This is a genomic window from Actinospineispora spinosispora DSM 44797, assembly GCF_000429025.1.
GTDB classification, from domain to species: Bacteria; Actinomycetota; Actinomycetes; order Mycobacteriales; family Pseudonocardiaceae; genus Pseudonocardia; species Pseudonocardia spinosispora.
On sequence record NZ_KE386834.1, the window covers coordinates 418502 to 443609 of the forward strand.

At 68.9% G+C, this 25108-nt stretch carries 22 protein-coding genes and 1 pseudogene; 13 read left to right on the forward strand and 10 right to left on the reverse strand.

What is annotated here, in order from left to right; translation table 11 throughout:
- Nucleotides 1–9: 9 nt before the first annotated feature.
- From G406_RS0131430 to G406_RS0131440, 3 genes are all read left to right on the forward strand, one after another.
- Complete coding sequence (locus tag G406_RS0131430) at nucleotides 10–435, forward strand: VOC family protein (protein WP_028936875.1); 426 nt, start codon at nucleotides 10–12, stop codon at nucleotides 433–435.
- 183 nt (nucleotides 436–618) lie between these two features.
- Nucleotides 619–1788: a LuxR C-terminal-related transcriptional regulator gene (locus G406_RS59130; RefSeq protein ID WP_051342942.1), complete on the forward strand. Its 1170-nt coding sequence runs from the start codon at nucleotides 619–621 to the stop codon at nucleotides 1786–1788.
- Nucleotides 1789–2214: 426 nt separating this feature from the next.
- The gene (locus tag G406_RS0131440) at nucleotides 2215–3168 is read left to right on the forward strand and encodes an ATP-binding cassette domain-containing protein (RefSeq protein ID WP_156935253.1); all 954 of its coding nucleotides are present in this window, start codon (nucleotides 2215–2217) and stop codon (nucleotides 3166–3168) included.
- Nucleotides 3169–3238: 70 nt separating this feature from the next.
- Here G406_RS0131440 and G406_RS0131445 read toward each other — a convergent pair whose 3' ends face one another.
- The 3 genes from G406_RS0131445 to G406_RS0131455 form a co-directional block, all read right to left on the reverse strand.
- The gene (locus G406_RS0131445; protein ID WP_037079433.1) at nucleotides 3239–4087 is read right to left on the reverse strand and encodes an endonuclease domain-containing protein; all 849 of its coding nucleotides are present in this window, start codon (nucleotides 4085–4087) and stop codon (nucleotides 3239–3241) included.
- Nucleotides 4088–4238: 151 nt separating this feature from the next.
- On the reverse strand, nucleotides 4239–4862 hold the full coding sequence (locus tag G406_RS0131450; RefSeq protein ID WP_028936878.1) for a TetR/AcrR family transcriptional regulator: 624 nt from the start codon (nucleotides 4860–4862) through the stop codon (nucleotides 4239–4241).
- Between the two features lie 27 nt (nucleotides 4863–4889).
- Complete coding sequence (locus G406_RS0131455; RefSeq protein WP_028936879.1) at nucleotides 4890–6653, reverse strand: PEP-utilizing enzyme; 1764 nt, start codon at nucleotides 6651–6653, stop codon at nucleotides 4890–4892.
- A gap of 181 nt (nucleotides 6654–6834) precedes the next feature.
- Here G406_RS0131455 and G406_RS0131460 point away from each other — a divergent pair, with 181 nt between their 5' ends.
- The 5 genes from G406_RS0131460 to G406_RS0131480 all read left to right on the forward strand — a co-directional run bounded on the left by G406_RS0131460 (nucleotide 6835) and on the right by G406_RS0131480 (nucleotide 12544).
- Entirely contained in the window at nucleotides 6835–8298 is a 1464-nt protein-coding gene (locus G406_RS0131460; RefSeq protein WP_028936880.1) for an HAD-IB family hydrolase, read from the forward strand.
- Nucleotides 8298–9743, forward strand: a complete 1446-nt coding sequence (locus G406_RS0131465; protein ID WP_028936881.1) for a wax ester/triacylglycerol synthase domain-containing protein — start codon at nucleotides 8298–8300, stop codon at nucleotides 9741–9743. The genes G406_RS0131460 and G406_RS0131465 overlap by 1 nt, the downstream gene beginning before the upstream one ends.
- Nucleotides 9744–9840: 97 nt before the next feature.
- On the forward strand, nucleotides 9841–10887 hold the full coding sequence (locus tag G406_RS0131470) for an LLM class F420-dependent oxidoreductase (RefSeq protein ID WP_028936882.1): 1047 nt from the start codon (nucleotides 9841–9843) through the stop codon (nucleotides 10885–10887).
- Between the two features lie 235 nt (nucleotides 10888–11122).
- Entirely contained in the window at nucleotides 11123–11317 is a 195-nt protein-coding gene (locus G406_RS0131475; protein WP_028936883.1) for a ferredoxin, read from the forward strand.
- A 9-nt stretch (nucleotides 11318–11326) separates the two neighbouring features.
- Nucleotides 11327–12544: an NAD(P)/FAD-dependent oxidoreductase gene (locus G406_RS0131480; RefSeq protein WP_028936884.1), complete on the forward strand. Its 1218-nt coding sequence runs from the start codon at nucleotides 11327–11329 to the stop codon at nucleotides 12542–12544.
- Nucleotides 12545–12959: 415 nt separating this feature from the next.
- Here the strand turns inward: G406_RS0131480 and G406_RS54735 are convergent, their stop codons facing one another.
- The 4 genes from G406_RS54735 to G406_RS51085 all read right to left on the reverse strand — a co-directional run bounded on the left by G406_RS54735 (nucleotide 12960) and on the right by G406_RS51085 (nucleotide 15669).
- Entirely contained in the window at nucleotides 12960–13751 is a 792-nt protein-coding gene (locus G406_RS54735; protein ID WP_245607283.1) for a transglycosylase SLT domain-containing protein, read from the reverse strand.
- A 467-nt stretch (nucleotides 13752–14218) separates the two neighbouring features.
- Nucleotides 14219–14839 carry a trimeric intracellular cation channel family protein gene (locus G406_RS0131490; RefSeq protein WP_028936885.1) on the reverse strand — a complete coding sequence of 207 codons (621 nt, stop codon included), beginning with the start codon at nucleotides 14837–14839 and terminating at the stop codon, nucleotides 14219–14221.
- Between the two features lie 9 nt (nucleotides 14840–14848).
- Nucleotides 14849–15226 carry a nuclear transport factor 2 family protein gene (locus G406_RS0131495; protein WP_028936886.1) on the reverse strand — a complete coding sequence of 126 codons (378 nt, stop codon included), beginning with the start codon at nucleotides 15224–15226 and terminating at the stop codon, nucleotides 14849–14851.
- Nucleotides 15223–15669, reverse strand: a complete 447-nt coding sequence (locus tag G406_RS51085) for a nitroreductase family deazaflavin-dependent oxidoreductase (protein WP_037079435.1) — start codon at nucleotides 15667–15669, stop codon at nucleotides 15223–15225. The genes G406_RS0131495 and G406_RS51085 overlap by 4 nt, the downstream gene beginning before the upstream one ends.
- 92 nt (nucleotides 15670–15761) lie before the next feature.
- Between G406_RS51085 and G406_RS51090 the strand changes: the two genes are divergently transcribed.
- On the forward strand, nucleotides 15762–16589 hold the full coding sequence (locus tag G406_RS51090) for an alpha/beta fold hydrolase (protein WP_037079436.1): 828 nt from the start codon (nucleotides 15762–15764) through the stop codon (nucleotides 16587–16589).
- 7 nt (nucleotides 16590–16596) lie between these two features.
- Nucleotides 16597–18237, forward strand: coding sequence for an acyl--CoA ligase family protein (locus G406_RS0131510; protein ID WP_037079440.1), 1641 nt, complete (start codon nucleotides 16597–16599; stop codon nucleotides 18235–18237).
- A gap of 37 nt (nucleotides 18238–18274) precedes the next feature.
- Here G406_RS0131510 and G406_RS0131515 read toward each other — a convergent pair whose 3' ends face one another.
- Entirely contained in the window at nucleotides 18275–18700 is a 426-nt protein-coding gene (locus tag G406_RS0131515) for an SsgA family sporulation/cell division regulator (RefSeq protein WP_028936888.1), read from the reverse strand.
- A gap of 259 nt (nucleotides 18701–18959) precedes the next feature.
- Here G406_RS0131515 and G406_RS51095 point away from each other — a divergent pair, with 259 nt between their 5' ends.
- On the forward strand, nucleotides 18960–19745 hold the full coding sequence (locus tag G406_RS51095) for a maleylpyruvate isomerase N-terminal domain-containing protein (protein ID WP_051342944.1): 786 nt from the start codon (nucleotides 18960–18962) through the stop codon (nucleotides 19743–19745).
- Here G406_RS51095 and G406_RS0131525 read toward each other — a convergent pair.
- Both G406_RS0131525 and G406_RS0131530 read right to left on the reverse strand, forming a co-directional pair.
- On the reverse strand, nucleotides 19742–21367 hold the full coding sequence (locus G406_RS0131525; RefSeq protein ID WP_028936889.1) for an alkaline phosphatase D family protein: 1626 nt from the start codon (nucleotides 21365–21367) through the stop codon (nucleotides 19742–19744). The two genes, G406_RS51095 and G406_RS0131525, sit on opposite strands and share 4 nt — an antisense overlap.
- 25 nt (nucleotides 21368–21392) lie before the next feature.
- Nucleotides 21393–22334, reverse strand: a complete 942-nt coding sequence (locus tag G406_RS0131530) for an aldo/keto reductase (RefSeq protein ID WP_028936890.1) — start codon at nucleotides 22332–22334, stop codon at nucleotides 21393–21395.
- 410 nt (nucleotides 22335–22744) lie between these two features.
- On the opposite strand from G406_RS0131530, the gene G406_RS0131535 reads away from it, so the two are divergent.
- Together G406_RS0131535 and G406_RS59885 are read left to right on the forward strand one after the other, a co-directional pair.
- A complete protein-coding gene (locus tag G406_RS0131535) occupies nucleotides 22745–24271 on the forward strand; it encodes an HNH endonuclease signature motif containing protein (protein ID WP_169736823.1) in 1527 nt (508 codons plus the stop codon).
- Between the two features lie 69 nt (nucleotides 24272–24340).
- Nucleotides 24341–24796 (forward strand): annotated as a pseudogene (locus G406_RS59885) (DoxX family membrane protein); the annotation flags it as partial.
- Between the last annotated feature and the right edge of the window lie 312 nt (nucleotides 24797–25108).

A 25108-nucleotide genomic window follows, 5' to 3' on the forward strand; every position in this document is an offset into this window, starting at 1 on the left:
TTCCACCCCATGGCATACGACTTCCAAGTGACATTCGACTGTTCGCGCCCGCACGCGCTCGCCGAGTGGTGGGCCGATGCCCTCGGCTGGAGCGTCGAACCGACCGACGGGGCGTTCGTCCGCCGGATGGTCGAGGAGGGCAAGGCGGAGGAGTCGGACACGATGGAATGGCGCGGGGAGTTGGTGTGGCGCGTCGGTTCGGCGATTATCAGCCCGGAGCTCCCCGGCCGCCGCTTGCTATTCCAAGAGGTGCCCGAGAAGAAGAGTGTGAAGAACCGGATTCATCTGGATGTCCGGGTCGGTTCGGAGCGGATCGAAGAGGAATCGGCGCGGTTGATCAAGAAGGGGGCGACGGAGCTTTATCGCGGCTCCCAGGGGCCGTTCCGGTGGATCACACTCGCTGATCCGGAAGGCAACGAACTCTGCCTGACCTGAGCCGGGAACTCCCCGGTCACCTAATGGAGTGGACCTTTTGCCGACGCCGAACGGTATCTGATGGGTGACGCAGGTTAACCTCAACCAGGCGTAACCGTTGGGAGTAGACAGATGCGTCCTGGTGGCTCCAATGCTGTGGCTGTCGAATCCACTGGCCGCTCCGATGAATTCGGTCGGGGCATCTTGCTGGCCGATGGACATCGCGAGCGGATCGTCGCTCTGCTGGACGAGGTACGGGCGGCGCTGGCCGACGTCACGTTGCCCACGGCCGACCAGCTGTTCGACGTGCCGACCGCGCGGGCGGCGCTGGACCACTCGTGGACGCGGGTGTTCGCGGCGGCCACGTCCGCGGTCGGTCACGGTGGCGTCGCCGCGAACTCGGCCGGTCTGGTCGCGCTGCTCGGCGAGATCAAGCAGGTCGACGAGCTGCTGACCGCGGAGAACCTGCGCAGCCGGGATGCCGCGTTCGGCCGGGTGCGCGAGGCGCTGTCCACGCTGCGGGGCTGCGATTCCACCGCCACGCTCGTCGAGCAGGCCGCCGCCGCGGTCTGCATCGCCGGCTTCGACCGGGCGATCCTGTCCCGCATCGAGAACTCCGCCTGGATCACCGAGAACGTGTGTGTCGTCCGCGACCAGAAATGGGGCGAGGAGATCCTGGAGATCGGCCGGACCAACCCGCAGACGTTGGACGGCTCGATCGTCGAGACCGAGATGGTGCGCCGCAAGGTGGGCATCGTCGTGCACGACGTACAGGGGCGGCCCGCGGTCAACCGGCCGATCGCCGACGCGTCACTGTCCCGCTCGTACACGGCGGTTCCGCTGATGACCGAGGGCGCCGTCGTCGGGTTCGTCCACGCCGACCGCTACTACCAGCAGCGCGACGTGGACGGGTTCGACCGCCAGCTGCTCACGTTGTTCGCCGAGGGCCTCGGCCAGGCGCTGGGGCGAACCACGATGCTGGACCGGCTGTCGGCCATCCAGGTCGGCTTCGACCACGTCGCCGGTGCGCTCGCCTCGGCGAAGAGTGACCGCGTCCGCCTCGGTGCCGCGGCGCCGAGGAGCATGGGCTCGATGTCGGTCAGCTTCCGGGGCCGCGCAGCTCATTCCGGCCACGACGACCGGTTCCCGACCGGTGGCGAGGGAACGAACCTGACCCGCCGCGAGATCGAGGTGCTGCGGCTCATGGCCTCCGGCGACACGAACGGGCGCATCGCGCGCCGGTTGGTCATCTCGGAGGGCACCGTGAAATCCCACGTCAAACACATCCTGCGCAAGCTGGGTGCGGCGAACAGAGCGGAAGCGGTTTCCCGGTGGCTGGGTATGGAACACGATCGACCTGGACGGGACGGCTGAGCGCGACTTTCCGGCGGCGGTACTGTTCGCCCGATTGAGGTCGGCCGAATAGCCGCCCGACGGTCAATAATGTCGAATCGGCCGGAGGAGTCCTGTGGTATTCGTGGCAGTGGTTTTCGGATTTCTCGGCGTGCTGCTGATCCTGCTCGGTGTGTGGGGGACCCGCAGGAACGAGCGGCTCGGCGTGGTCCCCGGATGGGACGAACGTTCGATCGAGCGCCGCAGCGCGACACTGCGCAGAGGTGCCTACGCATGTATCGGGGCGGGCGTCGTGTTCATTGTGTTGGCGGTCGTATCCCTGGTATACCGACCGGACACCACGAATTGCCCACCAAACTCCGTGCAGTGTGCCGCCGAATGTAGTGCAACGCATCAGTGTGCGTTCCCGCGTCCGAAGAACTGACCCGGGCACGAGTGGAGGTCGCCATGGAACCTGACGTACCCGGCACCATCCGGCCGGTACCGGATGTCGTGCTCGACAACATCACCACGATCCTCGACGACACGGCCGTCATGCACCGGCTCTGGCTGGAGATACCCGCGGGCAGGGTGACGGTGCTCATGGGCCCGTCCGGCGTGGGTAAGACGACCCTGATTAAGCACGTCGTCGGGCTGCTGGAGCCGGACGGCGGCACCGTGCGGATCGACGACCGCGACATCTGGGACTCCTCACCGGACGAGTGGAAGGACATCCGCAAGGGCATGTCCGCGATGCTCGGCGGCAGCTACCTCTTCAGTACCTCGACGTTCAGCTCGATGACGGTGCTGGAGAACCTCACCTACAGCCTCGAGGTCCACGGAGTTCCGGCCGAGCTGCGGCACAACCGGGCGATGGCCCGGTTGGCGGAGCTCGATCTGCTGGACCACGTCGACCGCAAGCCCGAAGAGCTGCCGGCCCACGCGACGAAACGACTCGCGCTGGCGAGGGCCCTGGTCGCCGACGCTCCGTTCACCGTGCTCGACGAGATCGACCTCGGCCTCGACGGTCAGCACTCGGCGATGATGCTGGACGCGGTGCGCGGCCTGCGCGAGCGGACCAACTGCACCCTCCTGGTGACGACACACAACCTGGAGCTCGCCCGCAGGCTCGCCGACAACCTGGCGATCATGGTCAACGGCCGGATCGTCGCGCACGGCCCGCCGCACGAGGTCCTGCACGGCATCGAGACGACCGATGACTTCGACGCGCGGTTCGAGTTCTCCGACTACACCGGCCCGCCCCGCCTCGACGAGGCGGAAGCCTCGGCCGAACGCCGCAGGCCGCCCGCGGTCAAGCCGAAGTCCTGGTTCGGCGTCGACCCGCAGTGGACCTGGATCGCGCTGGTGGCGATCCTGGTGATCGTGGCGTTCCTGCTGGTCGCCCGGGTCGGGCTCTTCTAACCGCGTTTCGATGATCACCACGGGCTGGTAGCTGATTTTCTGCGAGAAATCAGCCACCGGGCCGTGGTGATCATCGAGAGAGTGCCCGGCGGATGTCGGCGACGATGCGTGCGGGGCGCTGGTAGACGTCGCGGGCGTAGTAGCGGTAGACCCGCCAGCCGGCGTCTGCCAGGCGGGTCGCGCGGTGGCCGTCCTGGATGGTCTGCTGCTGTGTGAAGTGATCCGCGCCGTCGTACTCGATCGCGATCGATCGCCGCGGGTACGCCAGGTCGACCCGTGCGATGAACCGGCCGGCGCTGTCCAGCACGGTGTGCTGCACGGTGGGGCGCGGTAGGCCCGCCAGGACGAGCAGTACTCGCAGTCGTGACTCCATGGGTGACTCCGAGGCGGGCTCGGCCAGGTTCACGGCCTGGGGCAGCCGCAGTGAGTGGCGGTAGCCGGGGTAGCGCTCGGCGAAGGTGAGGAGGTCGGTCGGTTCGAAGCCTCCGACCCTGGCCAGCGAGTCGACCGCGACCACGGCCTCGGCGAGTGGTTCACGGCGCGCCAGGTCGTAGGCCGTGCGTAACGCAGTGGTGAGCTCGACACCGTCGAACTCCAGCAGCTCGTCCTCGGCCAACGCCACCTGTTGGGCAATTACGCCCGGGGGAGCGTCAGCGTGTGCTTCCCAGAACACCAGCTCCGCGGCTGCGTCAGCGGGTGCGCATCCGGCACCGAGCAACTCGGCGGCCGAATAGCCGGACAGAACGCCCTTCCCGTCCGCCCAGCGGTACGCGGCACGTGAGCGGAGTGCCAGGTCCGGGGTGAGGGACGCGCATGCGTACACGTCGGGCATGAGCCGCTGGTAGCGCGGCCCTCGCAGCACGCCCCAGGACAGCCCGGCCGCACGAGCTTCGCTGCCTCGGAAGATCGGGTCCACCATCAGCTCAGCTTCGGGCCCAGACCTCACTCCCACGCCAGAACAGGCGATTTCGTTCGCGATCGACCGGCTCCCCCTTGATCACCACGGGCTGGTAGCCGTTCTCGCGCGGAAACGCAGCCATCAGCCCGTGGTGATCATGGGGAGAGGCGGGCTAGTTCAGGAGGTCGGCTGCCAGGGCCCGCCACATGGGGAGGTGGGGGTCGCTCGCCCGGTCCCGCTTCTGGTCGAACGAGTACGTCATCGCCACGCCTCGCATGCTGCTCAGCAGGATCTCGCGGACCAGCGGGTAGCGGGGATGGCGGCAGAACGGGCCGAACAGGGAGTCGATCGCGTTACGGACCGCGGTGCCCAGGCGGCGTTCCTCGGGATGCAACGTCGCACGCAGCTGGGGGTCGGTGCGGGCGGCGGTCCAGAGTTCCATCGAGCCCCAGAAGTACCGCTCGTCGAACGTCGACCAGAACAGGTCGATACAGCGGTCGAGACGTTCGGCGTCGGAGTCCAGGTCGTCGAGGGAGTAGGCACCCCAGTTGGCGAGCTCGGCGAGGTGGTTGCTGGCCAGGTGCTGGCACGCGGCGACGAGCAGGCCTTCGCGGGACGGGAAATGGTGTAACAGTCGCCCCCTGGACACGCCGGCGCGGGCCTGGATGGTGAGTGTCGTCGCGCGTGCGTAGCCGTCCTCGACGAGGCAGTCGAGAGTCGCGTCCAGGATGAGCTGGCGACTGTCGGCGGTGCGTTCGCTGCGGCTCCGACGTAGGGGTCTGTCCGGTTCAGCCACCCGGTGAACCTATCGTCGACCCACCGATCACGCTGTGCTGCTGGTGGGCCGGCTGAACAGCCGGGGGAGATCGTCCTGACCGGTGTCCTTGGCCGAGGCGGTGCGCTCGGTCAGCGCCACCGACCCGGAGAAGCCGTCGACCTGCACGGACGCGCCGGTACCCAGCCTGCTCGTCGCGTCGACCGTCGCGACGACGCAGGCCACGCCGAGGTCCCGGCAGGCGACCGCGACGTCGCACAGCGCCGAGCCACCGTCGACGACGACCGCGCCGGCGACCGGCAGCAACGGGACCCAGCCGGGCCCGCCGGTCGGCAGGACGAGAACGTCGCCGGGGCGCACCTCGCTGGGGGAGGCGGGGGTGGCGAGCACGACGGTGCGACCGGCGCTGAGCCCCGGCCCGGCCGCTGTTCCGGGCAGAATTCGGCGCCCGCTCAGCTGCTTGGGGCTGGGACGCGGCTGCCACCGCACGACCGGCGGCGGCGCCCCGATGGTGACGAACGGCGGCTGATAGGCGGCCAGGGCGCGGTAGTCGTAGGCCCGCATGCGCAGCGACTCGCCGTGCGCGGACGGGTCGGAGAGGAACGACCCCAGCTCCGGTTCCAGCAGCATGAAGATCTGGTCGACCTCGTCGAGCAGGCCGCTCTCGGTGTGTCTGCGGCCCAGCTCCCGCGCCGCGAGACGTTGTTCATGGTGTAGCCCGGAGACGATCCGCCGTAGTCCGTGGCGGGCCGGCAGCCAGCGCGCGCTCGCGGTCAGCGCCTCGTCGAAACGGGCCGACGCGACCGGTGAGCCGCGCAGCGAGCCGCGGATCGTCGACGCGGTCTGCGCGCTGAGGTTGGCCCGCGAGCGGGCCCGGGACGCGGGATCGGGTTGATCGGTGCCCCGGCGCAGGACATCGACCAGCCGCACCATCAGGTGGGCGTCGGTGCCCCACGTGTCGGCCGACAGTTCCCACTCGGCGGGCCCGAAGTGCCCGTTCTCGGCCAGGAAGGACCGAAGGTTCTCCGAGCAGGTGGTGCCGAGCTCGACGGCGGCGGCGGACACGCCCTTGTCGAACAAGCGGGTCAGCCGGTCCGAGGCGCTGACCCGTTTCGCCAGCTGCCACAGCCCGTCGATCGGGGCGGTCGCCGAACCACCGTGCCCGGCGACGAGCGCGCCGGTCAGACCGGGGAAGCCGGCCTCCTCGGTGGCCCTGGTGAGCAGGTCGCTGGTGACGGCGGTCGCCAGCTCCGCCTCGGCGAGGAACCGGAGCGTCTCGCGCAGTGGGGCACGCAGGGCGGTGATCCGCGCGACCAGGTCGGCATCGGAGCATCGGCGCAGCTGGGGACGTCCGGCACGCAGCTCGGTGAACCGCCGCGCCGCGCCGGAGTGGTCGGTCTGGCCGGACAGCACCGAGGCCGTCCAGCTCCGCAGCCGCTCCGCGGTCGCTTCGAGCGTGGGACGTTCGTCGCGCTGGCGCGGCACGTCGGGCCGCTCGCCCAGGTACTGCCTGGCGAACGCCATCGGGTCGGCTCCGCTGGCGTACACGCCGAACAACCGCAGCAGCGAGGTGTTCAGGTACAGATGGGCACCGAACAGTGCGGCGGGGTGGTGCGCGGCCTCGGCTCCCGGCTCCGGCGCGGGACGCAGCCCGGTGTCGGTGTACACCCGCGCCCACGCGGGTCCGAGCTCGGCGCCGACGCCCACGGTGGCGGTCAGCGGGCTGACCGGGGTCGGGCAGAGATCACCGACCACCGCACGCGAATACAGCGGGTAAAGGGACGACGCCAGGTCGTCGAACTCCCACTTCATGCGGCCCGCTTCCTATACCCCTCAGCGCTGAGTGGCGCTAGTGTGCAGCGCGAAGTACTTACCAGTCAATCCTGACCGTTTGTTCTGGCAAGAATTACAGGACGAACGTTGGCCCGCGATAGCCAAGAGGTCATCTTGGCCGGGTAGGTTGACCGCAACTCGGCTCTTGTGGGGGTATCCGATGAAGCTGACAGAGCTGGTCGCCAAGGTTTACGCGGCTCCTCGCGGCCCCGAGATCGCCGCGTGTTTCGACTACGACGGAACGGTGATCTCCGGTTACTCGGCGATGGCCTTCTACAACAAACGGTTCAGGGAACGCGATATCGGCCCGACCGAGCTGGCGAAGATGACCTGGGCCAGCGTGCGCGGCGTCAGCACCCAGAAGGAGTTCGCCGAGCTGCTGGACATGTCGCTGGGTGCCTGGCGCGGCCGCACACCCGACGAGCTGATGAAGCTCGGTGAGTCGCTGTTCAAGCACGAGATCGCCGCGCAGCTGCACAACGAGGTGTGGGAGCTCGTCCAGGCCCACCACGAGATGGGCCACACCGTGCTGCTGGCCTCGTCGGCCACCCGTTTCCAGGTCGAGCCGATGGGCCGCGACATCGGCGCGGCGCACGTGCTGTGCACCGAGGTCGAGGTCGTCGACGGGGTGATCACCGGACGGCCGGCGGGCACGCCGCTGTGGGGTCTCGGCAAGGCCCGCGCGGTGCGCGCGCTCGCCGAGGCGCAGAACATCGACCTGACCAAGTCCTTCGCCTACAGCAACGGCGACGAGGACGTCATGTTCCTGGAGACGGTGGGCAACCCGGTCGCCGTGCAGCCCGACCACGGCCTGGCGCAGGAGGCGGAGCGGCGCGGCTGGCCGGTCCTGCACTGCGTCCCGCGCGGCGGCATGCCCAGCCCGGTGGACGTGCTGCGCACCGTCGGGTTCTACGGCGGGTTCGCCGCCGCCGTCACCGCGGGCATCGGCGTGGGGCTGCTGCGCCGGTCCAAGCGCGACATGCTCGACGTGAGCACCTCCCTCGGCGCCGACCTGTCACTGGGGCTCGCCGGCGTCGACGTCGACGTGGTCACCGGCACCGAGTACCTGACCTCGCCTCGGCCCGCGGTCTTCGTGTTCAACCACCAGAGCAAGATCGATCCGATCATCGCGATGAAGCTCGTGCGCGGGAAGCTGACCGGGGTGGCCAAGAAGGAGGCCAAGAACATCCCCGGCTTCGGTCAGCTGTTCCAGCTCGCCGACGTGGCGTTCGTCGACCGGGGCAACACCGCACAGGCCAAGCAGGTGCTCGAACCCGCCGTGGCCAAGGTCCGCGACGAAGGCATCTCGCTGATCATGGCACCGGAGGGCACCCGCTCCGCGACCCCGAAGCTGGGCCCTTTCAAGAAGGGCGCATTCCACATCGCCATGCAGGCCGGCGTGCCGATCGTGCCGATCGTCATGCGCAACGCGGGCGAGGTCATGTGGCGCGGTGCGCAGGCGATCCGGTCCGGCACCGTCGAGGTCGCCGTCCTGCCGCCGGTCGACACGAGCGGCTGGCAGGCGAAGACCGTCACCGAGCACGCCAAGCAGGTACGTGACATGTTCGTCGAGACCCTGGCGCATTGGCCGAGCAACAACACGAACGGCAAGGGACACGCGTAATGGCAGCTCAGGACGGTCGCAGCCCGGACGCTCCACTGGACTGGGGTTCCGGCGAGGAGATGAACGCCTTCGAGGCGGTCATGTGGCGGGCCGAGGCGGACCGCACGCTGCGGTCGCCGGTCGTGGCGATCGAGCAGCTCGACGTCGTGCCGGACTGGGACCGCTTCCGCGCCGCGCACGACTGGGCGGTGCGGATGGTGCCCCGTTTCCGGCAGCGGGTCGTCGAGGCGCCGCTGGGTCTCGGTGCGCCGAGATGGACCGTCGATCCCGACTTCGACCTGCGCTTCCACGTCCGCCGCCAACGGCTTCCCGAGGGCGGCGGCTGGGCCGAGCTGCTGGACGCTGCCGCGCAGATCGCGATGACCCCGTTCGACCGCACCCGCCCGCCGTGGGAGGCGGTCCTGTTCGAGGGCCTTCCGGACGGCCGGGGCGCCTACGTGCTGAAGATGCACCACTCCGCGACCGACGGCATGGGCGCGCTGCAGCTGCTCAGCCAGCTGCACTCCAAGAAGCGCGAGCCCAACCCGGACAAGCCGCAGCCCGCGTTCGAACCGGCCGAGGCGCTCAGCTCTCTCGACGTGCTGCTGTCCCAGGTCCGAGGTGACGTCGAGTCGGTGCCGGGCGCGCTGCGTGAGGTCGGATCCGGGGCGTTGCGCGCGCTCAGCGACCCGAAGGGCGCGCTGGGGGAGGCCACCCGGTACGGCCGCTCGCTGCGCCGCGTGCTGACCCCGCCGGACGCGCAGGGCTCGCCGCTGCTGGCCAAGCGCAGCATGAGCTGGCGGTTCGCGGCGCTCGACGTGCCGTTCGCCGATCTCAAGGCCGCCGGCAAGTCGGTCGGCGGTTCGATCAACGACACCTACCTGGCCGCGCTCCTCGGCGGCTACCGCCGCTACCACGAGGCCATGGCCGTCCCGGTCGTCGACGCGATCCCCATGGCCATCCCGATCTCGGTGCGCAAACCGGGGGACACCTCCGGTGGCAACAAGATCGCGTCCGCGCGAATCTCCGCGCCGGTGTCCACGATCGATCCGAAGGCGCGGATCGAGGAGGTGCGCGCTCTGATCCTGTCGGCGCGCGCGGAGCCGGCCGTCAACATGATCGGCCTGATGTCGCCGGCGCTGGCCAGGCTGCCCGGTTCGGTGATCGCGCAGCTCGCCGGTCCGATGACCAAGGGCAACGACCTGCAGGCCAGCAACGTGCCCGGCATCGGGGACCAGGTGTACCTGGCCGGCGCGCGGATCGAGCGGATGTACCCGTACGCCCCGCTGCCCGGCTGCGCCGCGATGATCACGCTGGTGACCCACGGGGACATCGGCTGCGTCGGGGTCAACTACGACGCCGCGTCGTTCACCGAGCCGGAACTGTTCATCGAGTCGCTGCTCGACGGGTTCACCGAGGTACTGGCGCTGAAGCCGGGCGCGGGGAAACCGGTGTCGCGGTCCTGATGTGCCACCTGTCACCTCGATTCCCGCAAGCGGGGTGTCATAGGTTTTAATTGGCCGTTAGAAAAAGTAGTGCTGTCGTCTCGGTGAGGAGCGCCAGGTGCGGGTAGGAATGACGCTGAACTACAGCGGCGGGTTCAGCGAAGCCGTGGACGAACTGGCGGACTACGAGCGCGCCGGTCTCGAGGTGCTGTACGTACCGGAGGCCTACAGCTTCGACGCGGTGTCGCAGCTCGGTTTCATCGCCGCGCGCACCGAACGCGTGCAGCTGGCCTCGGGCATCCTGCAGATTTACACCCGTACCCCGTCGCTGACCGCGATGACGGCGGCCGGGCTGGACTACGTGTCCGGCGGCCGGTTCATCCTGGGCATCGGTGCGTCCGGGCCACAGGTCATCGAGGGCTTCCACGGCGTGCCGTACAACGCGCCGCTGGGGCGGCAGCGCGAGCTGGTGGAGATCTGCCGGCAGGTGTGGCGCCGCGAGCCGGTGCGCCACGACGGTAAGTACTACAAGGTGCCGCTGCCCGCTGAGCAGGGCACCGGGCTGGGTAAGCCGCTCAAGCTGATCAACCACCCGCTGCGTGCGGACATCCCGATCGTCATCGCCTCGATCGGGCCGAAGAACGTAGAGCTCACCGCCGAGGTCGCCAACGGCTGGCAGCCGCTGTTCTACCTGCCCGAGCGCGCCAAGGACGTGTGGGGCGACGCGCTGGCCGCCGGAGCCGCGAAGCGTGACCCCGAGCTGGGGCCGCTCGACATCGCACCGCAGATTCCGGTCGCGATGGGCGACGACCTGGACGCCATGCGCGACGTCATGCGGCCGAAGCTGGCCCTCTACGTGGGCGGCATGGGCGCTCGTGGCAAGAACTTCTACAACGACCTCGCCTGCCGCTACGGGTTCGAGGCCGAGGCCAAGACCTGCCAGGACCTGTACCTGGACGGGAAGAAGGACGAGGCCGCCGCGTCGCTGCCGGACGAGCTGCTGGACGGGCTCGGCCTGATCGGCCCGGAAGGGCGGATCAAGGAGCGCCTCGAAGCGTTGGCCGAAGGTGGCGTGACCACCATCAACCTGTCCCCGACCGGTCCGCACGCACCGGCGACGGTGAAGCAGGTCGAGCGGATCGTCGAGTACGCCTCGGCGCTCTAGAGCCGTCTCCCTCGATTGGGGCACGTTCCCACTCTGAGCGGGAGATGACGCCGCGCTGGCCGCCGAGGAAACTGATGTGAAATCTGGAGACGTGTTTCCGACCCGATCTCCTGGGCAATGACTAGTATTTCGAAGTTCGAAGCAGTGAGCCATGTCTCAAGGCTGCGAGCTTCGTACCTGGCGTGAATGAGGTGCCTTTTCGGCTCACGCCAGGAGGACCAAGGGAGGCGGATACATGCGTATCGTGGTCGATCACAACAAGTGCACCGGGCTGGGCATGTGTGAGGCGGAGGCGCCCGAGCTGTTCGAGGTGCAGGACGACGGCTCGTTGGTGATCTTGAACGAGAAGCCGGACGAGGATGCCCGTGCCGAGGCCGAGGCGGCTGTGGAGTCGTGCCCGACCGAGGCATTGTCCATCGTCGAGGACTGAGGGGTTTTCGTGTCGGATCGTCTGGTCATCGTCGGTGCTTCGCTTGCCGGTCTGCGTGCGGCGCAGGCCGCCCGCAAGGCGGGGTTCGAGGGCGAGCTGACTCTGGTCGGTGGGGAGGTGCACCTGCCCTATGACCGCCCACCACTGTCGAAGGCGTATCTGGATGAGGGGGAGGACCCCGACACCCCGGTGTTCCGGTCCGAAGCCGAGCTGCGTGACGAGCTGAAGCTCGACCTGCGGCTCAACACCTGGGCGACCGGTCTCGACGCGGAGCGCAAGGTCATCGCGCTGAGCGACGGCTCCGAGCTGGAGTACGGGTCGGTGATCATTGCGACGGGTGCGGCGGCGCGGACGCTGCCCGGCGCGGACAAGCTGTCCGGGGTGCACACCCTGCGCACCCTCGACGACGCCGTGGCGATCCGGGACGCTCTGGAGTCCGGGGCACGCACCGTTGTCGTCGGTGCCGGGTTCATCGGCTCCGAGGTGGCCTCCGGCGCCCGCAAGCGCGGCCTGCCGGTCACCATCCTGGAAGCGCTGCCGGTGCCGCTGGTGCGCTCGGTCGGCGAGGACATGGGCCGGGCGTGCGCCGCGCTGCACGAGGCGAACGGCACCGACCTGCGTTGCGGCGTCAAGGTCGCCGGGCTCGTCGGCGAGGACGGCAAGGTGACCGGCGTCGAGCTGGAGGACGGCGAGATCCTGCCCGCCGACCTGGTCGTCGTGGGTGTCGGCGTGGCGCCGAGCACGGACTGGCTGGCCGGCTCCGGGGTGACGCTGCACGAGCGCGACAAGGGCATCGTGTGCGACGAGACGCTCAACACCGGGCTGCCGGGGGTGTACGCGGCGGGCGACGTCGTGCATTTCCCGCATCAGCTGTTCGACGGCATGGTGATGCGGCTCGAGCACTGGACCAACGCGGCCGAGCAGGGCGCGCTGGCGGCCAAGAACGCGCTGAACCCGGACGAGGCCAAGCCCGCGCTCGGCGTGCCGTACTTCTGGTCGGACTGGTACGGCAGCCGCATCCAGTTCGTCGGGACCCCCGCCGCCGACGAGATCCGGGTGATCAGTGAGGAGCTGGGTGAGGACAAGTTCCTCGCGCTGTACCGCAGGGGCGACCGGATCACCGGATGCATCACGATCGACCGGCCGACACAGGTCATGAAGTACCGCAGGCTCATCGCGCAGTCGAAGAGCTGGCAGGAAGCACTGGAGTTCGCCGGTGTCTCGTAGGCGCCATAGATGTTCGAAAGGGCCCGGTCTGAGAGGACCGGGCTCTTTCGTGCGTTTGATCTGCGGTTGTGGTCCTGCCTACCGCGGCCTGGACCGGGGCCGGTTGGGGCCGAAGTCGTCGGGTGGCCGGGTGGCGGTGGTGCGCGCGGGCTGCGCCCGGGGGCCAGCTGTGCACAGTCCCGCGATGTCGTCGCACTGGCTCCAAACGCCCCAAGGCTCCCACTTCGCATACGTTCGTGCTGTGTCGCACACGTCCGGACGTGTGCGACACAGCACGAAGGTGTGCAAAGTCGCCCTCGGGCGCGGCCCGCGCCACCACCGCGCCACTACGCGGACGTGCTCGCCCACACACCCCGGATGCCACAAGGGCCCGGTCCATGAGGACCGGGCCCTTTGCGTGGGATGAGTCGGTGACTCAGTAACCGATGTAGCCGCCGTGCGAACCGGTGCGGCCACCGGCCTTCAGCGTGCTGATGCCGTAGTTGGCGATCATGTACCGCACACCGGCGGTGATGTTCGCAACCGGGTCGGTGATCGGCCGGTTGGCCAGCTCCGGCAGCACGTACGCACGGAACGTGCTGGGGATCGTCTGCATCAGACCCTGCGAAGGACGGCCGGCCATCGCGTTGCTGTCCGTGCGGTTGATCGCGTGCGGGTTGCCCCGCGACTCCGACATGATGATCTTCTTCAGGCCCCTGGAGAGGGACTGGTCGAGGCCCAGCTTGTTCAGGGCCACGCTGATCCAGTCGTCCAGGTTGCCGCCACCCGCGAGGATGTTGGCCTCCTTGACGGCCGCCGCGTGCAGGGAGGCGGCTTCGAGGGCCAGCTTCTCGCCCTTGTGCAGCTGCTCGACGTCACGCTTGTCGACCGAGCTCTCCCGCTCGGTCGGGACCACGGCGGGGATCAGCGCCGTGGACGCGGGGGAGGAATCCATGAAGTCGGCTGCCGTGATGGTGGCGCCGTCGCTCACCGGCTTGATCGACAGCGACTGCGCCGCCGACGCGAGCTGCGTGTGCTGCGGAGCGCCGGCCTCGGCTGCGTCCGCGAAAGCGTTCATCGCGGCCGGCTGAGCGGCCATTAATCCACCGGTGACCACGGCACCCAGTGCGGCGGTCGCGCTGACCACCGGGTTGCCGCGCACGGTCGGCCTGGTCGCGGCGCGACGACGGCCTTCCTGGCGACCATCCGGAGATGGGATCCGGATCACGCTGGTCGGCTCGAATGCCGGCGCGGGCGCTGGCGTTGGAACTGACCGGGGCGGTACCGGGATCGAGACGGTCGGCGCGACGGGTGTCGCGTCGAATGACGGCACGGCGGTGTGTCTACCGTCGTGCGTGCGGCGCGCGTCCGGACTCGGCAGATACGCCGAAACCGTGCCGCGGCCGCCTGGGGAGCGGTGACGAGCCACGAAAACTTCTACCTTTCCGCGACCGGCGATCTGACCTTGGGCGCCCGGTCGGGGTCCGGTGAGTCGGTGGGGAGCCAACTCATAGCCCTGGTCGAAATCGGATCGTGATGTACGGCGGAATCATACGAAAGAACTAGATGCTGTGCCAAGCGGCCCGTAAGCGTGTCGTCGCAGGTTGTACAGGCTTTTTTCGCTGCTCTTAACCTGTTCGGCCCCTCTTCGTCGCGTTGAACGGCAACGTTCCTGCGTTGAATGGTTGATCTAGGTCACAGTCGGGCCCTCGGGGCGTCCCACTGACGCCAGATCGCCAGCAGCCGCAGCCCGGCGACCAGGATCGCCGCGGCTATTGCGATCGGTGTGCTCGGCCAGCTCAACCGGTCCGCCAATGCGACCAGCATCGCGCCGAGCAGTGCCGGCACCGCATAGATCTCGCGGTGCAGCACCAGCGGTACCTCACGCAGCAGGATGTCCCGCAGGACACCACCCCCGATGCCGGTGATGGCGCCGACCAGCGCGGACGTCACGGCCGGTGCCCCGGTCGCCAGCGCGGTGGAGGTACCGGTGGTGACGAACAGGGCGAGCCCGAGCGCATCGGCGACCAGCACCAGCCGGCGCGCGTGCGCCCGGGACCGGGGCGCGCCACTGGGCCTGCGGAGCAGGAAGACCGCGAGCCCCACCAGCAACGGCACCAACAGGTAGGGCCAGCGGCGCAGGCTGCTCGGCGGGGTGATCCCGAGCAGCACGTCCCGGATGACACCGCCACCGATGGCGGTGATGACCGCGAGCACCATGACACCGAAGACGTCGAACCGGGCTCGGATCGCGGCGAGCGCGCCGGACACCGCGAACACCGCGATGCCGAGCAGGTCCAGTACGAGGAGCAGCACGGTCCTATCTCACCCTGTGAGCAGTGCGGCCATTCGTTCGCGTAGCTCCGTGGCCGCCGAGTAGGGACGAACCAGCACGGTCAGCTCGGTGAGCAGGTCGTCAGGGCCCTCGCCGGTGCGCACGATGTCGACGCCTTCCAGCTGTCGCCCGCCCACGTCGGCGCGGAACACCAGCACATGGCCGTCGGGTCCGCTGTACTCGGCGGTGTAGTGGAAGTTCTCGAACACCGTGCCGACCGCGCCCAGGATGGCGGCGAGTGCCTCGCGGCCCTGGTAGGGCTTGTGCACGACCGGGCTGTTGAACACGACGTCGGAGGTGAACAGGTCGACCGCGCTGGCCGGGTCACCCGACTCGACGGCGGCCCTGAACCGTTCGGCGGTGCTCATGAGCGCTCCAGGACGATCAGCGGGATCTCCCGATCGGTGTGCTTCTGGTAGTCACCGAAGCCGGAGTAGGTCTCGAGCACCTTGGGCCACAGCCTGGCCCGTTCGGTCGGATCCGCGACCTTCGCGCGGACCTTCCGGCGCTCGCCGCCGACCTGGATCGTGGTGTCCGGGTTGGCGCGCAGGTTGTGGTACCAGCCCGGGTGCTGCGGGTAGCCGCCCTTGGACGCGACGATCACGATGTCGTCGCCGTCGGTGAGGTACACCAGCGGTGTCGTCCGGCGGGTGCCGCTGCGCGCGCCGACGTGGTCGAGCAGCAGCATGGGCGGGCTGAACGGGATTCGGTGGCCGAGCAGACCGTTGGTCGCCCGGTAGACGGCGGTGTGCGTCGACGCGAAACGCCGAAGGATCGGCCAGTTCCGCTCGGCGATGTCGAGGTAGTCCACCTACTGGACAGTAACCCATCGACGGGCCATTTCTGTGAATCGCTGGCAGACTTCGTCGCACACGCCCCGTCCGTGTTAAGGAGACTTGATCAATGTTGCTCGATGTCGGCACCGGTGCCCGTCTCGACGTGGTGGAGAGCGGTGATCGCGCCAACCCGTCGCTGCTGCTGATCTGCGGCACCACCCAGCAGTACGCGCTGTGGGGTGCGCTGTCGGTCGGTCTCGCCGAGCACTACCACGTGATCAGCTTCAACCACCGCGGAATCGGTGAGTCGCTGCGCGGTGACGGACCGCTCAGCATGGCGAGCATGGCCCGCGACGCCGCCGCGGTGCTCGACGCCGTGGGTGTGTCGAGTGCGCACGTGCTGGGCTGGTCGCTGGGCACCGCGGTCGCGCAGGAGCTGGTGCTCGCCGAGCCGGACAAGGTGGACTCGCTGGTCCTGTGGGGCACCTGGCCCGAGCTCGACGGATTCCAGGCGTGCGGGCTCGCTGCGCTGCGCTACCCGTGGACGCAGGGCAACCTGCAGGTCGCGCTGGCCTCGCTCGGTCTCGCGTTCTCGCCGGAGCTGCTCAACTCCCCGGACTTCGGCCTGATGATGCAGCAGATGCTGCCGCTGTTCCCGCAGACCGAGGAGCAGATGAAGGTCGTCGTCGAGCAGTGGGACGCCGATATGCAGCACAACACCACCGACCGGCTGCCCGGCATCGACAAGCCCACCCTCGTCATCGGCGGCGAGCAGGACCTGCTGACCCCGCCGTGGCAGTGCCGCAAGGTGGCCGAGCTGATCCCCGGCGCCAAGCTCAAGATCTTCGAAGGGCCCGGCTCCAGCCACGCCCTCGGACTGGAGCGCACCGAGGAGTTCCTCGCCGAGGTGCTGCCGTTCCTCGCCGAGCAGCACGCCCCAGCCGCGGCCAGGTGAGTCGACGGTGACCGAGCACCCGCCCGGCCGAGGCGCCGACTCCGTCTTCACGACACAGCTGACCCCGTTGTCCTACCTGCGGCGCAGCGCCGAGGTGTACCCGGACAAGACCGCGATCGTCTACGGGGAACGGCGGGTGACCTACGCCGAGTTCGCGCGGCAGGTCACCCAGGTCGCGAACGCGCTGCGGGCGTCGGGGATCGGGCCGGGTGACCGGGTCGCCTACCTGATGCCCAACCTGCCGGCGATGTTGCTGGCGCACTTCGCCGTGCCGCTGGCCGGCGGGGTGCTGGTCGCGCTCAACACCCGGCTCGCGGCCGAGGAGATCCGCTACATCCTCGACCACAGTGGATCGAAGCTGCTGGTGGTGGACTCGGTGCTCGCCGAGCCACTCGCCACGGTCGCCGCCGAGTTCCAGACGGTCGCCGAGATCGTCACCCTGACCGACGCGGCGGCGCCCGGGTCCGGCACCGGGCCGGCAGGCCCCACCTACGCCGAGTTCGTGGAACGCGGCGCGGACGGTCCGGACCTGCCCTGGGAGGTCGAGGACGAGACCGCCACGATCTCGATCAACTACACCTCGGGGACCACCGGGCGGCCCAAGGGCGTCATGTACACCCACCGGGGCGCGCACCTGAACTCGTTGTCCGAGATCGTGCACTCCGCGCACAGTCCCGACTCGGTGTACCTGTGGACGCTGCCGATGTTCCACTGCAACGGCTGGTGCACGCCGTGGGCGCTCACCGCGATCGGTGGCACCCACGTGTGCCTGCGCGAGGTGCGCGGCGACGCGATCTGGGGGCTCATCTCCGAACACGGCGTGACCCACCTCAACGGCGCGCCGACGGTCGTCAACACGATCATGAACGCGCCGGAGGCGGTCACCCTCGACTACCAGCTGGTGATCACCACCGCCGGCGCCCCACCCAGCCCGACCACCATCTTGCAGATGGAGCGGATGGGTTTCCGGATCGTGCACGTCTACGGTCTCACCGAGACCTACGGCCCGTACTCGGTGAACCAGTTCCAGCGCGCCTGGCTGGAGCTGGACGCCGAACAGCGCGCGGCGCTGCAGGCCCGCCAGGGTGTCGGCATGGTGACGGCCGACCGGCTGCGGGTCGTCGACGACGAGATGCGCGACGTGCCGGCCGACGCGACGACGATGGGCGAGATCGTCATGCGCGGCAACAACGTGATGGCCGGCTACTTCGCCGATCCCGATGGCACCGAGAAGGCGTTCGCGGGTGGCTGGTTCCATTCCGGCGACCTCGGGGTCATGCATCCCGACGGGTACGTCGAGCTGCGTGACCGGGCGAAGGACGTGGTCATCTCCGGTGGGGAGAACATCTCCACGGTCGAGGTCGAACAGGCCGTCGTGTCGCATCCGGCGGTACTGGAGGCCGCGGTGATCGGCGTACCGGATGAGCGCTGGGGTGAGCGGCCGAAGGCCTTCGTGGTGCTGAGGACCGGTGCGAGCGCCACGGAGGACGAGGTGCTCGAGCACGTGCGGTCGAAGATCGCCCGGTACAAGACGCCCAGGGCGGTCGAGTTCGTCGAGGAGCTGCCGAAGACCTCCACCGGCAAGGTGCAGAAGTTCGAGCTCCGAGAAAAGGAGTGGGCCGGCGAGCAAACCCGCATTCGCGGTTGATGCCCGCCGGCCCCAAGCCGAAGGTCGTGCCGGTGGATCAGCCGGCGCAGCTGTTGGTGATCTTCTCGATCTCGGCTTCGACGTCGATCACGGTGGACTCGGCGCCCGCCGCGACGATCTCGTAGGTGGCGTCGAGGAACCGCTCGATGAGGTCGCGGTCGAACTCCAGCGATGCGAAGCCCTCGTCGTCGCCGATCTTGACTTCGAGGACGTCGAACTCGTCGTCGGTGAACGGCGTCAGACGCACGTCACCGATGCCGGCGGGGGCGGTTAACCCTTCGTCGACCAGGTCCCGTGAGATCAGCCAGTCGATCCAGCGGCCGCTCGGGCGGGCGATGGACATCATCACGGCGAACGGGTCGTCCGCGCGGTAGGTCCACCGGGTCAGCAGCGGCGTCTCCTGCCCGTGCAGCACGGCGAACATGTCTTGCTGGACGCTGTCGGTCTTGGTGTTCTCGGTCATCCTCCGGCCCTCCTGATGCTCGCTGCCAGCTTGGCGCCGGCTTCATAGATGTCATCGCCGCGGCAGGCCGAAGTGCTCCACTATTTTCACTGATTCACCTGAATCGGGCAGTGCTGTAACGGCGTTCGGCTTAACAGCGACACCGCGCAACTATCGGCCAGATGGCGGTATAGCGGCTGTTCGTCACGTGTTGTCGCTGGTCTTCCACGGTCAGTGACTGAGCAAGTAACTCTGGGCTCGGCTCATTACGCTCCTGGGTATGAGCTCCCCGGACTTCTGCGCCGCGTTACTCGACCAAGCCGGCCGGTTCGCCGCCTCGGCCAGGGGCGTTGACCCGGCGAGCCGGGTACCCAGCTGTCCGGACTGGGACGTCGCGGAGCTGGTCGTGCACGTGGGTCGCGCCTACCGCTGGGCGGGTGACCTGGTGGGCCGGACCGTCACCGACCCCACCCAGATGGCGGACACCGCCGCCTTCACCCCGCCGGACGGGCTCGACGCGCGGCTCGACTGGCTCCTGGAGGCCGCCGATCAGCTGGTCGCGGCGGTTCGGCGCGTCGGTTCCGACACGCCGGTCTGGAACTTCACCGGACGCGAGTCGCCGGTCGCCGCGTTCTGGCCACGCCGGATGACGCACGACACGGTCGTGCACCGGGTGGACCTGGCGCTGGCGGTGAACGGCTCCTTCGACGTGGACCCGGAGCTGGCCGCCGACACGATCAGCGAGTTCCTCGACCTGGTCACCGCGCCCGGTGCCGCCGCCGCCCGGCCCGATCTCGCGGCGGAGATGCGCGGCACCGGTCAGATCATCCACCTGCACGCCACCGACTCACCGAGCCTCGGCGAGGCGGGCGAATGGGTCATCACCCGGGGCCCGGAGGCCGTCACCTGGGGACACGGACACACGAAGGGCGACGTCGCGGCGCGGGCGAAGGTCACCGACCTGATGCGCATGCTGTTCAACCGCACGAACCCCGGCGACCCGACGATCGAGGTGTTCGGCGACGCCGAGCTGCTCGGTCACTGGTGCCGCAACGTCACGTTCTAGCCGTTCAGCGAGACCCGGCCGGCTTCGGCCAGCGTCACGGAGTCGGTGGGCTGCTCGAACAGCACCTCGGCCGTGCGGCCGTCGATCACCAGCGTGGCGATCGTGTTGCCGAACATCGGGCCGCACACGTTGCGCCAGCGCACCGCCAGCGGCGCGGAACCGCGCGCCCGGGCCCACGCCCTGGTCAGCCAGCCAAGCCGGCGTGACCAGCCGAGCCGGAACACCTGCCGCAGGAACGCCGGGACCTCGTTGTGGACCGGTGAGCAGACCAGCTGGTGCACGGTGGCCGAGGAGCTGTCGCCCTGGGTGAGGGTCGCGCGGGCGGCATAGCTGTGGTGGACGTCGCCGGACAGGACACTGATCGTCGCCGGCCCGGCACCCGCCAGCCTGCGCAGCAGCTCGGTGAGGCGGTCGAACGACTCCCGGAACGCCGCCCAGTGCTCCAGATCGGCGCCCTGCCGGATCTTCTCGCCGAGCCGGCCGCGCCAGCCGGGCTTCTCGGCGGCGAGCTCGTTGACGCTCTGCACGTCGGAGATCACGTAGGGCAGCAGCCAGGGCAGCGACGAGCCGAACACCAGGTGGTCGAGCCCGTCGACGCCGTCCCGGGCCTGTTCACTGACCCATTTGAACTCGCGGTCACCGACCATCATCCGCTGACCGGACTCCAGCATCCTGCCGTTGCGCGAGTCGACCATCAGCAGCCGGCTGCGGCCGAGGTCCCAGCGGAAGCTGAACCGGACACCCTTCGCGGCGCTCTGTTCGCGGTCCGCCAGATCGGCCATCTCGACCAGCAGCGGCCAGCAGTCCCCGGTCTCGGCGAGAACCTCGCGGTAGTGCTCGTCGGCGTCCAGCTCGGCCGGGCTGAGGTTGCCCAGGTGCTGGTACACCCAGTACGAGGCGAGCCCGGACCGGAGGCGCTCCGGCCACCACGACTCGCCCGTCATCTGGGCGCGCCACGCGGCCGAGGTGTTCCAGTCGTCCCGCACATCGTGGTCATCGAAGATCATCGCGGTGGGCACGGTCGACATGATCCAGCGGATCTCCGGGTCCGACCAGGACGCGCGGTACAGCCGTTCGTACTCGGTGAAGCTGACCACCTCGTCCGGCGGCCTGGAGCCGTGCTTGGCGCTGCGCCGACCGGCCAGCCGCCTGCGGGCGTCCGGGGTCAGCTCGTCGGCATACACCTGGTCGCCGAGCAGGATGAGCGCGTCCGGCCAGTCGTGCACCGGCCGGGTCGCCATCCGGGCGGCGTAGCAGTCCAGCGCGTCCAGCCCGAGCGCCGCGTCCAGCTTCCGGTCGCCGGTCTTGGGATAGCGGCAGGAGCCGAACACCGCGCGCAGCCGGTGCGCGCTCCCCGGGCCCCGGGTGCGGATCACGCTGGGCGGGAACGCGTGGACCGGCGGCGGCCAGACCTGCTCGCCGTCCAGCGCGACCTGGTACTCGGTGGTGCTGTCCGGCTGCAGACCGGTGACCCTGACCAGGGCGAAATGATGCCCCCGGACCTCGAAGGTCCGCGCCTCACAGCCCAGTACGGACACCGCGGCGGCCCGTTCGGTCTGAACCCAGACCAGCGCCGTGGTGTCGTCGACGTGCCGCAGCACCGGGCCGAGCAGCAGAGTCACCGGGGCAGCCTGCCCCGCGCCGGGCTCAACCGGCAATAGCTGAGGCCGAGGTGAGCTGCGCAATCTCGTCGGTGGACAGCGTCAGATCGGCCATCGGCAGTAGTCCGCTGAGCTGTTCGCGGGTACGTGCGCTGGCGATCGGGGTGGAGACGGTCGGATGCGCGCTGAGCCAGGCCAGCGCGACCGCGGCTTGGCTGACGCCGTGATTCCCGGCGACCTCGTCGAGCGCGGTGAGCACCTTCCGGCCTCGGTCGTCGAGGTACTCGAGCGCTCCCTCGGCGCGGACGCTCTCGACCTTCGTGTCGGCGCTGTACTTGCCGGTGAGGAAGCCCTTGGCCAGTGCGAAGTAGGGCAGGCAGGAGAGCCCGCGTTCGGCGAGCAGCGGCGCCAGATCCTGCTCGTAGTCGCGTTCCATCAGGTTGTAGTGCGGTTGCACCGCCTTAAAGCCGGCGAGACCGTTCGCCTCGGCGAAGTCGAGCGCCTCGGTCAGCCGTGCGGCGCTGTAGTTCGACGCCGCGACGTGCCTGACCTTGCCCGCCTTCACCAGTTCGTCGAAGGCCGTGACCGTTTCCTCAACCGGGGTGTCGGGGTCGTCCCGGTGTGCGTAGTAGAGGTCGATGTGGTCGGTCCGCAGTCTCCTCAGGGAGCCCTCGACCGCGGTGGCGATGTTCTTCTTGCTCAGGCCGGGCTGTTCTGGCCAGGATCCGACCTTGGTCGCCAGGACGATGTCGTCGCGGTTGCCTCTGGCCGTCATCCAGTCGCCGAGGATCCGTTCGGAGTCGCCGCCCTTGTTGCCCGGAACCCGCCACATGTAGGAGTCGGCTGTGTCGATGAAGTTGCCGCCCGCCGCGGTGTAGTCGTCCAGGACCTCGAAGGATTCGTCTTCGTTCGCGCTCCAGCCGAAGACGTTGCCTCCTAGACAGAGGGGGTGGACTTCGAGATCCGTGCCTGGGAGTTCGATCCGCATGGCTTTTACGGTAGTTGTGGGGTGTCTTCCTTGCTGGGTTCTGTCTTGGGGTTTCCTCGATGGCTCATGGTGTGTCTTGGCGACTTCCCCGCTGGCTCATGGTGTGTCTCTTGGGGCTTCCCCGCTGGCTCGAATTGTCTTGGCGTGGCCGCCCGCTATCAACCCCCGGCTGGCGCCGGCCTCGCGCGGGTTCTTGGTTGCACGTAGTTCGGGGGCGAGGTTTCAGGGTTGACAGCGGGCGGCCACGCCAAGTGCTTAGCCAGGATCGCGGGGATGGGGGTGGTGTGCGTGCACGCCGTAGGAGGTGTGCGGCTCGCTTCGCGTTGTGGCTGCCTGGCCTGGATATATCACCCTTTTGGTCTAGTCTGTGGCGCCGGTTTTTGTCGGGGGTCGGCCGTAGCGTGCTTGATATGGCAGCGGCTGGTGTGGTTCCGGAGGGGTTGGCGTCGATGGCGCCAGGCCCGGAACTCGCCGCTGCCCTGGCTGGGATTGATCGGTCCTCGGTGTCCAACGGTGACCTCGTCGAGGTGCTGAAAGCCCGCTACCGGCTACAGGCGCATGTAGCTGCCCAGCTCGCCGCGGACATCGCGGCGTTGGGTGGGCGCGACCCTGAAGCCGATCCGCGTGAGGTTGCTGTGGTGGCTGAGCCGGGTCGGTATGTGGCTGATGAGTTGCGGGTGGCGTTGTCCTGGACTCGGCGTAAGTCGGATGCGGAGTTGGATTTCTCCTGGCTGCTGCTCTCGCGGCTGCCGCTGGTGTTCAATGCCTTGGATTCGGGGTGGATCGATCTTCCCAAGGCTCGCATCTTCGCTACTTACCTGGCTGATCTGCCCGAGGATCGGCGCGCCGAAATCTGCGAAGCGGTGCTGCCCAAGACCCCGCCGTGGACGACCGGGAAACTGGCCGCGTATCTGCGCAAGCTGGTCATCGGCTCCGATCCCGACCGCGCCCAAGACCTGTACGAGAAGGCCTTCGACCGCCGCACTGTGGTCGGGTATCTGAACGAGGACGGCACCGCGACTCTCTCCGCCTCGGGCATCGCTCCGGAGGACATGGCCGCCGCCTGCACCCGAGTCCATGCTCTCGCCCGGGCGATCAAACGAGCTGGGTATCCGGCGCGGGTGGATCAGATTCGCGCGGATGTGTTCTGCGGGCTGCTCGACGGCACCCTGCACGGTCTAGATCGCGCCGGGATCGTCGCCTTCTTCCGCGATAAAGCCCCGGCAGGAAAGCCGCAAGGTGTCGAGATCCGCGCTGAACTCGCCACCCTGCTCGACCTCAGCGAACGCCCGGGTGAGCTACCGGGCTGGGGGCCGATCCTGGCCGCCAACACCCGCCGCACCGTCCTGCAACAACGCGGCGGGTCGTGGACCTTCGCCGTCTGCGACGAACACGGCTACCTGCTCGTTCCCGGTGTGCTGCGTTCCCGCCCGACCCAGGCCACCCACGAGCGTGCCGGTGGATCGGTCGAACTACAACTCACCGCGAGCCTGCTGGCGCAACTGGCACAGAACCCGCCACCAGGGTGGGAACGAGTCGTCGCTGACATCGTGGCCCAGTGCGCCGCCTGGCCAGAGACCCGGAATGCGATCAACGCCCGCCCGAACCGGCGCTTTCCCACCGCAGCACTCCGGCTCTACAGCCAGATCCGCGACCGCGGCTGCCTCGGCCCTGGTTGCCGACGCCCAGCCCGGGAGTCCGAGTTCGACCACACCATCGACTTCCACCACGGCGGACCCACCACCGACACCAACGGAGGCCAACTCTGCGCCCACGACCACGACCTGAAAACCCGGGGCCGATGGCGCCTCCAACAACCGAAACCGGGCGAGTTTCGGTGGACCAGCCCATTCGGCCAGACCTACCGGGCCCGAGGCGACCCGATCATCACCCCACCACCCTCCACACCAGGCGGCGACGACCTCCCACCTTTCTGACCGGCACCGTTGGGCTGCTTTGCGCCCGGTGCTTGTTTGGCCGGGGCGGCTTGTGGGCATTTACCGTGCATGCTGCTACGTCGTCTAGCTCGTCCGCTGCTTGCCGGAATTTTCATCTCGGGCGGGGTGGCTGCCCTGCGTGACCTCGAAGGACACGCCAAGGCGGCCAGCCCGGTGCTGGACCAGGTAGCCGGTTACGTCCCGGTGCCGGAGGCGCCGTCGAACGTGACGCTGGTGCAGATCGACGCGTCGGTCAAGATCGGCGCGGGTCTGCTGCTCGCCACCGGTAAGGCGCCTCGCCTCGCCGCCGCGGCTCTCGCCGGCAGCCTGATTCCGACGACCCTGGCCGGTCACCGGTTCTGGGAGATGGAAGACCCGGAGCAGCGGGCCGATCATCAGGTCCACTTCATGAAGAACCTCGCGCTGCTCGGCGGGCTCATGCTGGCCTCGGCCGACACCGCGGGTAAGCCGTCCTTGGCGTGGCGCGCCCGCAAGGCGGGCCGCACGAGCGCCGCTACCGCGGAGCTGTTCCACCGGGACATCACCGAAGGTGTCGGGGAGTTGTCCAAGCGCGCGGGTGTGATCGGGGGTCAGGCCGCCGAGGTCGCGGGTCGTTACGGCGAGCAGGCCGGTGACGTCGTCGGACGCACCGGCGAGCGGGTCGTCGACCTCGCGGGTCGGTACGGGCCGCAGGCCGCCGAGACGGCGGGACTGTTCGCCGGGCGGGCCGGCGAGGTCGCCGGGCGAGCCACCGAGCGGGCCGGAGAAGTGGCCGGTCGTGCGAGCGAGCGGGCCGCTGACCTGGCCGGACGGTACGGGCCGCAGGCCAGCGAGCTG